Consider the following 14,517-nt stretch of genomic DNA (forward strand, 5'->3'; position numbering starts at 1 on the left):
CATTTAAACCAATAAATTATGCTTAGCTGCGTAGCGAACCAATTCAGCGGTATTAGACACACCTAGCTTCTCCAGCACTTTGCCGCGATGGTTTTCGGCAGTTTTAACACTTATATCCAGCGCACGCGCGATATCTTTAGTAGTCTTGCCATCGACTACCAGATGAAACACTTCACGCTCCCGTTGAGTTAAATTTTTGTAGGGGTCTTGCCACTCTTTGTCTGGCTGAGAGTACTGAGTTGCTAGCACACTTGCAGCGTATTGACTGTAATAAGTTTTACCGCTGGCCAGCGTTTTTACTGCATCAATCAATTCTTCACTGGCACTGTCTTTCAATAAGTATCCGGACGCACCAGCTCTAACCATATGAATCACATACTCCTGCTCTTCATGCATAGTCAGTACCAAGATTCTACACTCTGGTAGCTTGTCATGAATGCGTTTTACAACCTCCATACCATTGAGTTCGGGCATTGAAATATCAATGACCGCAACCTGTGGTCTAGTCTCAAATGCTTTTTCAACCGCCTCAAGTCCGTTAGATGCTTCAGCAACCACCGTACAGTCAGCGTCTTTACTTAATAAGCTGACCAAGCCTTGTCTTAAAATGGTGTGATCATCTGCCAACATTACTCGAATCATACAGAGCTATCTCCATTGCCAATTGCACCAGTGATTATGACTTTGATTTCACAGCCTTCGTTCGGCTTTGACTCAACCATCAACTGTCCTCCAAATGCTGTTACTCGATCACGCATGGCTGATAGACCGAAGCCATCGACAGACTCAGACAATTCTTTTGTCATGCCAACGCCATTATCCTTAATCTTAATGACCAGCATACGCTCTGTTGCAATCACGGTAATGTCTATATGCGTCGCTTGTGCATGCTTAATCGCATTGGTTATGGCTTCCTGTACCACTCTAAAAACAAGTGTCTGAGTTTCATCATCGAGACTGACTGATATTTGCTCATGCAGCTCTATCTCGATAGCGTTTTTTTCACCCATAACACGCGTCAACCATTGCAAAGCGGGGATTAAACCCAGGTCATCCAGTATTCTAGGTCGCATCAATCGAGATATTTCGCGAGTATCACTCAGCGCCTGTCTAGCTAGAGTCAAAGCTTCATCAAGCTCCTCAGGATCAGGTTGCCCTTCTTTATGCATTTGCTGCAGCTGATTGATCAATGCGGTTAACAGTTGGCCCACACCATCATGAAGCTCGCGAGCAATATGCTTTCTTTCATCTTCTTGAACACGCCAGACTCGCTTAGCCAAAGTGCGCATCTGTTGATTACCACTAAGAAGTTCCTGAGCAATCTTTTGTTGCTTCTGACTGAGTTCATTAACCAGCTCTGAAATATCTTTTTCGCTATTCATCATTCACACCGAGCTCCATTAGGTCATCGTCAAAAGCAACTATATTTTGTTGTTCTATAAATACCGAACGTGAGTCTTCCGGTAATTGCTTTAACAGACGATTAAGTTGTTTTTGTGCTCGTTGGCGATATAGTATTGGCGATTCGCCTGACTGCTCAACCAGTAATGCCCGCAGACGATTCAACTGAAAACTTCTCCAGTAGTCCCCCATTCTGCGCATAAGTTGATCAGCCAGATCCAAAGATTGTTCTAACTGCTCCCACTCATTATTAACATAGAAATAAGCGCCTTCTAACTCTAGCAGATAAATATACTCATACTGATGAAGCGCCATATCATACAAACGTATTTTTTTGGCAAGCTCAGGAAAGTCTTCACTATTGGACATTAAAGAGCGCCTGGCCTGATCAAGCAAATACCTTAATTTAGTGCCATCGGGAATATTTGTCCTATCAAACATATCAACTAAGTACTGTTCAGAGTCAGGCACTTCATCAGAACGTAGTGCTAATGTTTTATAGTAGAACTGTTGTTCAATACTGCCTTTATCAATTACTAAGTCGCTGATTGACTCAAGTTGTTGTTGAAGTGAATCAGGGTTGCCGGTCAAAGAGTACCAGTCTGCCAGCCATAAACCAAACTCAATCACTCCACGAATGTCATTGCGCTCTTGCACCTGTTGGTAAAGTGATTCAAGTTTCGGCAGACTTTGTGCAAAGTTCCCGTGTAGAAAGCTCAGCTTTGCTAGATAAGCTTCTGCAACGAGTGTTTCTTCGAGCAGACCAAGCTGTTTAGAATCTTCTAGAGCTTTTTCAAAGATAAAATAAGCACTGCGCCAGTTTCCCATGGCTAACTCCATTTGCCCCAAGTTTTCACGAACTCTAATAACCCCTACAGGATCTTGTACTTTCTGATAAGACTGCTCCGCTTGCTGCCAAAAGACTAATGCATTTTCAGGGTTAGACAGTAAATAATAGATAAAACCCATATTATTCAAGCTTTCCGCTTTTAACCACTCATCTCCTAGATTAATGCGTAGTGTTAATGCCTGGCGGTAATTTTCAAGCGCAGTTTCGTATAGCCCCTGCTCCTCTGCTAAAATTCCTAGCTCATTGTAAGCATTCGCCTCACCCTCAATATCATCCAAGGTTTCATAGACAGATAAGCTCAGCTCTAGATATTCCGTCGCTTCAGCATGCTGCCCCAGAATAGAATGTACTGTGGCCAAATTGGACATGCTGGTTGCCATGCCATTTTGATCATTAGCCACCCTACGTTTGTGTAATCCCTGCAAATAATAATCTTGTGCCAGCTCCAAGTTTCCTAAACGCTGGTAAGCAACACCCATGGCATTGAGCACATCACCTTCAAAGTTGACATCCTTTAATTTCTTGGCAATGACTAGCGCTTTGACCAGATAATCATCTACCGCTGTTTGCGCATCTCCTGACCAGATTGATACCTTGGCTAATTCAAACCATGCACTAGGATGATTAGGGTCGAGCTCTACGACCTCCTGTAGTATCTGTTCCGCTTCTGGGAATTGTTGGGTATTGATATAAAGCTCTGCCAGTGAAAACTTAAGATCGATATTAAGCGGATACTGATCAATTAGCTCCCTATAAACCTGCTCAGCAAGCTCAAATTTTTCGGCCAGTTCATTAAGTATTGCGGTGGCTCTCATATGAATAAAGCTTTGCAAAGGACTCAAAGATTGTGATTTAGCAAAAGCTGCTTCCGCTTGCTGCCGGTCATCAGAATTTAAATATACGTGCCCAAGCTCAAACCAGAGATGTTCAGAATCAGGTTGTTTAGTAATTAATTCTTTGAGCTCTGATGCCGCTTGCTGCCACTGCCCCTGCTTGATCAACTCTCGGACACCACTCTGTAAAATAAAGCCTTCACTAGTCTCGTCAGATACGTCAAGATTGATTCTTAATGACTTATTCAGGTCGGTGACTAAATGACGAACGTTTGAGTCAGCAGAATCTTCAAGAAGTGTAATTTCAGACACTGTACTTCGGCTGATGGTATTACCAGAAACTGACAGCACTTCCAACACCAGAGTGTTCTTTTCACTACCAGTCGGAATAAGTTTTGCACTAATCATCTTATTCACTTTCAGAAGATCGGCCAACAACAGTAACTGATTGTCATTGGGAGCTGCCTGATAACCAAGTAGATCTATCGTCTCCAACACCCGATCGTTATTAACCAACCTAAGTTGGGAGTTTTGTGATAACTGGTAATTAAGATAATCAGGAATACCATATCGTACCCAGTCATCGACTGATTGGCCTCGTATTTGGCCTTCAAATGGCAAAATAGCCAGAGATGTATGTGGAGCACTCAGTGGCGTTTGAGCTTGATAACGCCACCAGAATATAACGGCAAGGATTAAAAGAACCGCAACAGATATCCAGGCAAATTGTTTAACAATTTTAGATTGTGGCGGCTGCTTTATTAGAACATGGTCAATTGCTTTCTGTAAGTCTTCCGCGGTTTGAAACCGAGAATGTGTGTATGCTGATATTAGTTTTAAAATGACCGGCTTAAACTTCTTTAACTCTTTATTTGTTACCGGAAAAGAATCGACTCCCTGAAGCTTTTGTTTAACTAAATCATCTAGAGTGTTTGCATCAAAAGGTAAGCGACCACAAAATATTTGATAAAAAATAACACCCACCGCATAAAGATCGATAGAGCTATGAACTTCATTCTTTTGTAGATATTCGGGAGGTAAATAATAGGGAGTACCGCTGATGACACCTTGGCTTCGGGCATCTGATAAAACGGCTAAGCCAAAGTCAGCCAGGTAAAGCTGATCATTATTATCTATTAGTAGGTTTTCTGGTTTGATATCGCGGTGATAAATCTTATGGCTTTCCGCAAAGCTTAAAGCACTGATAATTTGATTAAGATACGATTCGATTTGTTGCTCAGTAAAAGACCCACTCTTATTATTGTGAACTCTTAGTTTTTGTTCTAGACTCTCACCGTCAATCCAATCCATGGTGAAAAAATGCAGCTCTTGATCCGAATAGTATTCATGGACCCGAACGATGTTCGGATGAGATAGTTGCCTGAGAAGAAGAATCTCTTTTTTGAAATCAGCAAGAGCCTGTTTGTTTTTTGAAATGGTGGGGTGTAAAACTTTTAGCGCAACCATAACATCAAGCTGCAAATCTTTTACTTTGTAAACCGCACCAAAGCGGCCTACACCTTGTAGCTTTTCTACTTGGAAACGTCCAGCCAGAAGGGTTCCAGTTTCAAGAGTTTCAAAGTCCTCAATTACTTGCGTCTTTGATAAGTCCCCAGAATCATCTTGGCTTTGCTTCGGGTCATCATTCACCATTGAAGCTTAACCTTATAGTGTTAATGCACGAGTTGTAATATCGGTTTATTTAACAGGCTATCATAACTTCTTGATTCTGGCACCCGATTCATGAGGTTGGTTATTTGATTCTGTAAAACAATAGCTTCAGAACTTAAAGTCATCTGCTGACTGATAATCGAAAGTATATCCATATCAAGTTCTGTCAGCACTTTGCTGGACTCTTTACTGTCGGTGTAAACCACACCAATCAGCTGACCTTCAGAAAATAATGGTACACAGGCCAAAGCCGCGATTTGTTTGCGTTGAACACTCTCACGCTTTGCCAACATCGCATCTTGGCTAACATCCATTGCCACCACAGGGTTAGTGCTATTGATAGCTTTCATCATGGCGCCAACGCTACCCTCGAAAGCTCTGTTATTAAAGTCGGCATCAGACATACCAAGCACAGCACCCACTGTGAGACTTTGAAAATCGTTGCCAAGCATCACCAGACCACGCTGAGTACCCGTCAAGCTAATCAGTGAATTGAGCTGCTCTTGAAGGGTGTCCAATAGCATGTTGTCAGCCGCTTGATTGACTATCCTGCTTTGCTCTAATCGCCACTGATTATGAGTCTCAATCGCCTTCAATTGTTGCGGTGTTTTAGACTCGAATAAGCAATCGACATCTCCCACAGAAATTAGCTCATTTCCATTCAATAGGCTGGCTTCAACTTTTACACCATTCACTTTAGTACCATTCTGACTGGACTGGTCATTCAAGTGCCAACCATCATCAAGGTGCGACATTAAAGCATGCTGTCTAGAAACAGTAGGATGCTCCAGCACCAAATCACAGGAGCTAGCCCGACCAATTCTAAAGTCGGACTGCTCATGTAAATAAGCTTCACTCGCTGGCTTGTCTGAATAGCAGACTGTAATTTTTGCAGGCATGGTTGTCTCTAATCTAACCTAATTTACAAGGCGAAGACTGAATCGCAATGTATTGGCATAGGCAATCAGCTCACCGGCAACATTGTCGATATCACGGCTGGAGCGCCATACATTTGGGATATCTGACTGATCTGCCTGTTCAATGATTCGACTAAAATCGTCCACCTTATTACTGGCGAGAACATAATCCTGCGAAGTAATCAATTGCTGAACTTCACTCAGTTTACTGCTTAGCTGAGTGTATAGAACTGGTTCAATTTGAGTTGAGAACCCGGCAAGACTGTTGCTCAGACGATTGTACTTGGTATTCACCACGGTAAGAACCGGTCTTAAATCCGCAACAATCAAGAACTGCGAAAACTTACCGGTGGTACCACGAGCACGATAGCTGCCTGATCCCATGGTTGCAGTAACATCTTCAAATTGACCGTTTAGCGGAGCCTTAAAAAACCGCAATGGAGTGCCGGGCAAATATTCCAGGTTATGGGTATGAATATCAACCGTAGCCAATCCCGAAAAAGCAAAACCCTTATTTGAAGGTGGCTCAATGGTGATTAGCATTGGAAAGGCTGCCAATAAATTGGTATTGAGTGAGTCTGGTAGACGATTCAATAAGTTAAGATCGGTAATATCAATCAGTTGAGCAGAAATACCGATATTGTCAGCGGTTAAACCAACGGAGTTTTGGAAAGTTAAAGTTAAATCAGCTGATACGTTCCCTGTAAGATTGATTACCGCTTCAACTTTATTGCCTTGAACCGTCAGTTCCACAGGGTCTGCCTTACTGGCAATTGAACCTACCCCCAAAAATAGAACGGTTACGCTTAAGGCCAGAGCTTTGAAAGCTGTCATCATCATTACCTCGCAACGTGAGAAAAATATTTCATTAGATATAACTAATGCAATACGCTAGTTCAAAATACTTAAATTTATGTATTAAAGCAAGAATGCATTAATACAAATTGATTAAAAAGTAGGCTTCCCTGCCTACTTTTGTCTATTATCACTAACAGTTAACATTCAATATGATATTAACTTATTCTGTTAACTTATTGATAATAAGAGTCGTAAAAACGTCCAATCAATACAGCATACTCGGCACGGCTGATTATATTGCCAGGCTCGAAATAAGCTACTAACTTAGGCTGCAAATCAAAAGGACCCTGCTCTAGCTCATAACGTACACCAACTATTGATAGATCGAGAGCTAATTGGACATAACCTCTCAACTCGGCTGGAATATCGTCCTGGTCAAGAACAGGTACAGCTTCACCATTGTAGTCCACGGTTATATCACCACTGAATGCCTGAGCTTCGGTTTCTAATCCTAGACTTTGTACCAATGAGTAAACTAACTCTGTCCTGTTAACATTGTCATTTGGACGAAACTTGTCGCCATTGCTCAACATTACGGGCTGTTGCATTTGAACACGGTCTTTTAACGCTCCACCCTTGGCACTGGCAGATTCAGCAAATGCGGCCAACTCATTACCCACATCACTAAAACTCACTACAGGCTGATTCAATAAGTCGCGATATTGACGTACTGCTGCGCCCATCACCAGATACTGAGCTAACTCTTTACGCTTCAATGCACGATCAGGACGGAAAAACTTGTCATTAAAGCTATCAACTAAACGCTCGCTGGTGGCGAACTGAATAGCGTTCTCAGCTGGGTGTCCCGCTATATCATCAAGACCTTCGTAGCCACCTGATGTGAAAATACCGATCTCGCCGCTAACAATTTCAGGGACACCAGGACCGTTAGTGGTACCCGTTGGATCAGCCTCAACTCCAGATAATGAAGTCAAACCAAAAGCTGACAACTTCCAGGTACCCTCCTGTGCTGGAGCAGAAACACGCATAGATGTAGTTAATACCGGTAGGGTTAAGTTACCGAAATACTCAGTGCCATCTGGAGCTTCAAGTTTAAGCTTAATAGTGTTAGCTAGAGATTCCGCTGAAGCTGAAACCCACACTGCATCAGAGCCTACTGTGAACTCATGAACCTCAGGCTCACCCACTGGCGAATACAACACCTCGAAAGGCTCCGGTGACTCTGGTGGCAGAACAATCGCGTTACCATTAAAGGTATTAAGATTATTGACAGTCGCACTATGCTCAGGATTATAGTTAAGTGCTGCGGCAACGGCCGCATAAGAATTCACATAACCAGCGCCGACTTCCCACTTTTCATAACCTGGCATGTTAGTGGCGGTTTCCTGAATCAATCGCTTAGTTTCAAGCGGCGTTAAGTTAGGATTAGCCTCAAGCATTAAAGCAATGACACCAGCTACATGAGGTGTCGCCATCGAAGTACCAGAAATCATGGTGTAGTAAGGAAGGTATTCTGTTTCAATTGCATCAAGGTCTGCATCACCGCCATTAGAGACTAAGTTAGTTTTTGCGCGTGTTGAAATAATATCAACACCGGGAGCTACCACTGAAATTTCATTGTGATAAGTCCACTCAGTGCCATCAGGCATGGTGAAGGTACCGCTTTCATCACGCTTACCACGCGAAGAAAAATCGATCAAAGTACCCTGCTTAGTACCAGCACCAACCGACATTCCCCAAGGGATCTGTGCGTAAGGATTATGCGTATCTTCACCCGCACCACTGTTACCCGCAGCAAATACCGAAATCATACCAAGCTTATAGGCTTTATAAGACGCTACCGAAATAGGGCCATTCGGTTCATATTTACCACTAGAACCCCATGAATTGCTCATCACACGAATTGGAGAATTGAAATCATAGATATGCGTGATGGCATAATCATAACCACCCAAGGCATCAAGAATTGATAAACCAGCCCCGGAACCATAACCGACTAGCTCAGCATCAGGTGCTGCACCTTTGTATTTGCCGTCAGAGCTAATTCCCCAACCCGCAACCGTACCGGCACAATGAGTACCATGACCAACATTAAGATCAGTATTCAGCTGACCCTCAACCCAGGCACCGCTAAACCCCGTAAGGGATAATGCTTGCGCGTGCGTTAGTGCTTGTACGTTTTCAACTACTTTTGTTCCGAACTCCAGATCTTCATGAGTAGCGTCAATCCCAGAGTCATTGACCATGACAGTAACGCCTTTACCCGTAAAGCTAATGCCATTACGTTGCACAAACTCTTCAGTTTGCAATTTTTCAGCACCTGTAAGCTCGCGCGCTTCAGCATTAAAATATTTAAGATTGCGATTGGCAAAAACTGAGCGAACACCATCCATTTGGCTGATTTGCTCAATTTGCAATGGTGTTGCTACGACACCAATGATAGGTAAAGATTGAAACTGGACACCTTCAGTAATTCCCAAATCCATCAGAGATTCGATTTGCTCCGGTGCTAGCTGTTCAAGTTGATCGAAGGTCACCACGGTCATAGTACTGTCTGTGGCTGACATAGTTTGCAAGTTCTGCTGTAGCTCACTGCCAATGACAGCTTCTGCAGTTGCGTTTAAGCTAAAGCCAGCTAATGTAGCCGCCAGCGCTAGTCGTTTGATTTGTGTGTTCATTAGTACACTACCCCTCTGGTTTTTAAATAAGCTTTATTTCGTCATTCATTCCAAGTCATTTTTGACTTATTTACTATTGGTGGAACTACTCAGAGCTCACTAGGGAAAACCCCTAACCATGAATGAGAAATATTGTGGTTTAATAGATAGGAAAATTAAAAAAAAGAGGGCCCGAAGGCCCCCAACGCCTCTCACGAGCAGTTACTGGATCAGGTTTGAAACCTCTACATCGATTGTGTAGTCAGTTGAAACACTGATATATCCGTTGACTCTAAGCGTATAGTCGCCCGCCTGTTCTGGTCTGAAAGAAATCACTTCAGGGTTATCCAAAGATGCACTGCTGGCAACAACAGTACCGTTTGCATCTAGCAGTTGGAAGTCGAGGTCAGCAACACCGCCCCAGCCCAAAACCGCATCAATCGCTACAGCATCGTCACCAACTGTGATGACATGATCATTGAACTGCAAGTTTTCAGCCGATGGACCAATGTTACCGCTAATGGCTTGTTGCTCAGTAATGATTGAAGTGCCATTATCAACCAGTTGACCATCCAGTTTCAGACCATCAAAATTGATCGTGCCTTCAACGTTTCGAATAGACAGACTGTTTACCTGTGACGTATCTAAATCGCTTAGTACAAATGATTTTGCTGTTGTCTCTGGAGCATAAAAGTCGATGATACCTTTGCTTTGACCATTTAAGAATAATTCACCATGGCCACCCTTTTTATTGGCGGTATAAAGCACTTGAATGCTATCGCTGATAAAGTTGAACATAACTTCAGCATTGTTTCGACGGCTTTCCTGATAAGTCCCATCCGTGCTCTCAGAGTCAGACTTAGTGCTCCAACGAGACACATAGTCGATCATTGAGTCATTTTCAGAAACCACTTTCCAGTTACCCTGACTTGACCACTTGGTATTACCGGCCAAAAACTCAGCGCGCTTACCTTCAGTGACTCGTGCCATTTCAACCGCAGCTTTCACATTAATGTGACCACCGCCCACTTCATGATATTCATAACCTTCCATTGGGTCGGCTGTATCACGAATAATATCCTCGATTTGGTCAGGAGATAGGTCAGGGTTTGCTTCAAGTAATAGGCCTGCCACACCAGCAACAAAAGGTGTCGCCATTGAAGTACCACTCATACCTGCGTAATAGACGTCATACTCAGGGTATTCTGGGTCAAGAACGGGACCTAATAAAGGTAAAGCAGTATTCAATGCTTTTGTTGAAATGATGTTACTGCCAGGAGCTGTGACATCAGGAGCTTTGAACTCGTCACCAGCAACGCCACGACTTGAAAAGTTTGCCAAGTCGCGATTTTCTGTACCTGCTGCAACATTAATTGTCCAAGGAGCCACACCATAAGGGTTGAGTGTGTTATCGCCAGGGCCATCATTACCCGCAGCGAAAGTGACAATAATGCCTTGCTTATAAGCTTCATAAGAAGCTTGATTGGTTGGGCTATTTGGGTCGAAATTTGCTCCGCCTGAAGTTCCCCAGCTGTTAGTGATGACGTCTATGCCATATTTATCTTTATTACCAATCGCATAATCAAAACCTGCTATGGCATAAAGAATTGAGATAGCATCACCAGCACCGATTCCAACTAAAGTAGCATCAGGAGCAATACCGTCGTGATAGTTAGCTCGACGAGCATCATTTTCTGAAGCTGCACCCGAACCAGCAACAGTGCCGGCTACATGAGAACCATGACCTGAACTGGTATCACTGTTTGGTACGCCTTCAAGGAACAGGTTCAAACCGCCAGCAAGATCAAGATCACCCACGATTTTTACGTTCTGAACAACTTTTGAACCCAGTTGCAAATCGGGGTGTGTCGCATCAACACCGGAATCAAGTACGGCGATAGTTGCACCACGCCCCGTGACGTTCTCAACGTCATGGACATAGTGACCGCCAGTGATTTCACCAGAGTTGTAGTTGTAATACTTTAATGGCGCATCGTAATAAATACTTTTCACGCGCTCATCTGTGGCAAGCGAATTAATTTGCGCTTTAGTAAGAGTTGCTCCAGCCATTGGAAGCGTTTTCATCGCTAAGTATGGCTGACCAAGGTTAGCCATGACATCATTCAATTGTGATTGATCATGGGTAGTGACAATGACTTTAGTTGGTGTTAACGCTGTAGGCAACATTTCTGTTAGCTCTGGTCCAATAATTGCGTCTGCGTGAGCGGTCCCTGCTACGGCTGCCAAAACACTGGCTGTGATTACTGATACAGTTGGTTTCATGGTTTGGTCCTCGTAGTCAAAATAATAATATTTTTTGGTTCGACTACGACTATGCACAAATCCAACGAAATCCGATATTAGGTAAAGCCCCCAGATTATGCAGGGGTTTTCCCCTAGAGGAAGAAGCTATAAAGAAAAAGCCACCTAATGAAGGTGGCTTGTATGGAACATTAAACGTACTGGAGAATTACAGAGGATTACCTTTTCGATCCAACATAATTGGATCGCCGTAGCCAAACTCTTTGACTCGTTCCAGCTGAGTAGCCGCATCACCTACAATGACATAAATCATTTGCTGTTCATCAGCATACTTTTGATAAATCTGTTTGGCCTGCTCTACAGTCATGGCTTCAAGTTGGGCTTGCTCTTTTTCGATAAAATTAAATGGCAAATCAAACTTGCTGACTTCGTTAAGCATGGTCAAAAGATTTTCAATAGTCTCATACTCACGAGTACTTCGCTTAATCAGTAGATTCTTGGTGGTATCCAAATCTTGCTGAGTAAAGGTTTCGTCGTAATTAGAGATAAGGTCTTTGAAGATCCTCAATGATTCCAAAGTAACGTTGGCACGAACCTGAGAATAAGCCAGGAACGGTGCTGTATATCGTGCTTTGGAAATCATGCTGTATGCACCGTAGGTGTAGCCCTTCTCAATTCGCAGCGTTTGGAATAATCGAGCACTACCACCTGCGCCTAAACGGTTCTGAGCGACTGTGAAAGGATAAAAATCAGGATCATCACCTTTCAGACCAGCTTTACCCGCAATAATGACTGATTGTTTTGCATCTGGTATATCAACAAAAAATACTTTAGGCGAATCAAACGTCTTCGGCTCTGTAAACTCAGGCAAAGCAATGCTATCGCCTTTCCATTCTTTCGATAAAGAATCGATTCCTGCTTTCACTTGCTCATGAGTAATTTGTCCGACTACATGTATAGCAGCATTTTTAGGTGATAACGCTTTGTCATAGAAAGCTTTAACATCATCGAGGCTGATTGACTCAATAGATTCCGAAGTACCTATCAACGGAATACCAGCACGGTGTTCTTGTCCGTAAACCTGACCATAAAAGGCTCTACTGGCAACAGAAAGAGGACTAGCTTCACTCTGCTTAATGCTGTTGAGCTGCTTGGCTTTCAGACGATCAAACTCTTTCTCATCAAAGCGCGGGCTTAAAAGCATTTCACTAAGCAGGTCCATGGTTGGCTGATAATTTCTTGCCAAGGTTGTGCCAATGACAAAAATAGAATCATTATCAGCATCGAATCGAATGCTCGCACCCAATAAACCGATGGCATCTTCCAGCTCTTCTGGTGTTTTCGAAGCCGTACCCTCATTCATTAACTGAGCCAGCAAACTTGCAACACCATATTCATCATCACTTTCTAACCAGGCACCGCCATCAATCCTTAAAGCAAAGCTTACGATAGGTAGCTCGTTATGTTCCATGCTGAAAATTTCAAGTCCATTATCGGACACAGTTTTTGAAATTTCTGGGATCGATACTTTAGGACTTTCGCCTAAAGGAGGCTCTGAGCGATCATGCTTGGTCGGTGTTTTCTCATAATCAGCAATTGCATCAGAATCAAACTCTTCTTCTGCACCTTGAACAATCTGCTCTTCAACCACATTTGCTTTGATTGAGCCATCAACAATTAGCTTTGGCTGCTCTTTTGGAACGAAGCTGGTCATTATGAAGTTCTGATCCTTAATATATTGCTCATAGACACGCATAATGTCATCGCGAGTCACTTTCTTAATATTATCAATAGTGGTAGCAACAAACGCAGGATCGCCAGCGTACTCATTATAGATACCTAACTGGAAGGCTTTACTTAAAACACTGGAAATACCGTTATAAAAAGACGTTTCCTGTCTTGCTTTAATTCGTTGTAAATCATTATCACTGAAGCCTTCTTTTTCAAAATTCACTAAAGCAGTATCAATCGCTTTTTTAACGTCATCTAAATCAACACCGTCATTAGCTCTCACACGAATAGTGAAGGTGCCCGCAATTTCATTAGAGCTATTATAGGCTGCCACCGAAGGGGCAAGCTTTTGTTCATCCACGATCACTTTATAAAGATGCGCCCTTTTGCCACGGCTTAAAATCTCACCGAGAGCATCCAGTGCATAAGAGTCTTTGTGATACTGCTCAACTGTTGTGAAGGTTAAGCGAATCTCTGGAACTTTTGCAAAATTGTCCAGATGAAAGAGTTTTTTAGATTCTTTAAGCTCCACCGGCATTGGCTCAGGATCTTTTACTCCCTCAGATGGTTTAATTTCACCGAACCACTTCTGCACCATCTCTTTGGTTTCATCAAACTCAATGTCGCCAGCAATCACTAATGTGGCATTCGATGGGCCGTAAAACCTTTGATAAAATTCTTTCACATCGGCAAGAGTCGCAGCCTGTAGATCCTCCAGATCACCGATTACTGTCCAGTTATAAGGATGTCCTTCTGGGTAAAGGTTTTTAAGAATCACGTGTTGTGTGTGACCATAAGCCTGGTTATCAACACGCTGTCTTTTTTCATTCTTAACAACCTGTTTTTCTCTTTCAAGCGCCCCGTCAGTAACCGTGTTGATCATATATCCGAGACGGTCTGAATCGATCCACATCAACTTCTCGAGCGCATCTTTAGGAACGACCTCATAATACATGGTGCCGTCAGTCCAGGTTCCGCCATTGCGGGTACCTCCCAACTCTTCAATCAGCTTGCGGTTAGAGCCTTGCGGGACATTTTCAGAATCATTAAAAGCCATGTGCTCAAAGAAATGCGCAAAACCAGTTCGGCCAGGCTTTTCACGATTAGAGCCCACGTGAACAATAGTTGCTATTGCTACAATCGGATCAGACTTATCCTGATGCAAAATAACGGTTAAACCATTATCCAGCTGATATTTTTCAAAGGGGATTTTAAAGTCTGTTGATTCATTAGACTGAACCGTTTCATTCCCTTGTTGCTCGTTAGCGGTTCCATTGTGCTGACAGGCAGCAACCGATAAGAACAAAGATAATAGCAGTAGTGTTTTTTTCATTGATACGTCCTAATTGTCAGATTATGTCTTGCACAATACATCT

At 42.9% G+C, this 14,517-nt stretch carries 8 protein-coding genes; all 8 read right to left on the reverse strand.

Annotated elements, in window-relative coordinates; genetic code table 11:
• Positions 1-3: 3 nt before the first annotated feature.
• The gene (locus tag ACN0VI_RS08700) at positions 4-642 is read right to left on the reverse strand and encodes a response regulator (protein ID WP_417446467.1); all 639 of its coding nucleotides are present in this window, start codon (positions 640-642) and stop codon (positions 4-6) included.
• Positions 639-1,382, reverse strand: a complete 744-nt coding sequence (locus ACN0VI_RS08705) for a sensor histidine kinase (RefSeq protein ID WP_417446468.1) — start codon at positions 1,380-1,382, stop codon at positions 639-641. Before ACN0VI_RS08705 ends, ACN0VI_RS08700 begins: the two co-directional genes overlap by 4 nt.
• Positions 1,375-4,737: a protein kinase domain-containing protein gene (locus tag ACN0VI_RS08710; RefSeq protein WP_417446469.1), complete on the reverse strand. Its 3,363-nt coding sequence runs from the start codon at positions 4,735-4,737 to the stop codon at positions 1,375-1,377. The genes ACN0VI_RS08705 and ACN0VI_RS08710 overlap by 8 nt, the downstream gene beginning before the upstream one ends.
• Positions 4,738-4,757: 20 nt before the next feature.
• Complete coding sequence (locus ACN0VI_RS08715) at positions 4,758-5,654, reverse strand: FHA domain-containing protein (RefSeq protein WP_331892330.1); 897 nt, start codon at positions 5,652-5,654, stop codon at positions 4,758-4,760.
• A gap of 18 nt (positions 5,655-5,672) precedes the next feature.
• Positions 5,673-6,506 carry a DUF6689 family protein gene (locus ACN0VI_RS08720; RefSeq protein ID WP_417446470.1) on the reverse strand — a complete coding sequence of 278 codons (834 nt, stop codon included), beginning with the start codon at positions 6,504-6,506 and terminating at the stop codon, positions 5,673-5,675.
• Positions 6,507-6,703: 197 nt separating this feature from the next.
• On the reverse strand, positions 6,704-9,169 hold the full coding sequence (locus ACN0VI_RS08725) for a S8 family peptidase (protein WP_417446471.1): 2,466 nt from the start codon (positions 9,167-9,169) through the stop codon (positions 6,704-6,706).
• A gap of 201 nt (positions 9,170-9,370) precedes the next feature.
• Positions 9,371-11,431: a S8 family serine peptidase gene (locus ACN0VI_RS08730; protein WP_417446472.1), complete on the reverse strand. Its 2,061-nt coding sequence runs from the start codon at positions 11,429-11,431 to the stop codon at positions 9,371-9,373.
• Between the two features lie 187 nt (positions 11,432-11,618).
• Positions 11,619-14,474, reverse strand: a complete 2,856-nt coding sequence (locus ACN0VI_RS08735; RefSeq protein WP_417446473.1) for a M16 family metallopeptidase — start codon at positions 14,472-14,474, stop codon at positions 11,619-11,621.
• Between the last annotated feature and the right edge of the window lie 43 nt (positions 14,475-14,517).

It is taken from the genome of Kangiella sp., from assembly GCF_048265365.1.
Classification (GTDB): Bacteria; Pseudomonadota; Gammaproteobacteria; order Enterobacterales; family Kangiellaceae; genus Kangiella.

What these genes read in the sequence shown, in the direction of transcription:
- ACN0VI_RS08735 (WP_417446473.1), bottom strand. Translation starts at nt 14,474, where the DNA reads ATGAAAAAAACACTACTGCTATTATCTTTGTTCTTATCGGTTGCTGCC.
- ACN0VI_RS08725 (WP_417446471.1), bottom strand. Translation starts at nt 9,169, where the DNA reads ATGAACACACAAATCAAACGACTAGCGCTGGCGGCTACATTAGCTGGC.
- ACN0VI_RS08700 (WP_417446467.1), bottom strand. Translation starts at nt 642, where the DNA reads ATGATTCGAGTAATGTTGGCAGATGATCACACCATTTTAAGACAAGGC.
- ACN0VI_RS08715 (WP_331892330.1), bottom strand. Translation starts at nt 5,654, where the DNA reads ATGCCTGCAAAAATTACAGTCTGCTATTCAGACAAGCCAGCGAGTGAA.
- ACN0VI_RS08710 (WP_417446469.1), bottom strand. Translation starts at nt 4,737, where the DNA reads ATGGTGAATGATGACCCGAAGCAAAGCCAAGATGATTCTGGGGACTTA.
- ACN0VI_RS08705 (WP_417446468.1), bottom strand. Translation starts at nt 1,382, where the DNA reads ATGAATAGCGAAAAAGATATTTCAGAGCTGGTTAATGAACTCAGTCAG.
- ACN0VI_RS08720 (WP_417446470.1), bottom strand. Translation starts at nt 6,506, where the DNA reads ATGACAGCTTTCAAAGCTCTGGCCTTAAGCGTAACCGTTCTATTTTTG.
- ACN0VI_RS08730 (WP_417446472.1), bottom strand. Translation starts at nt 11,431, where the DNA reads ATGAAACCAACTGTATCAGTAATCACAGCCAGTGTTTTGGCAGCCGTA.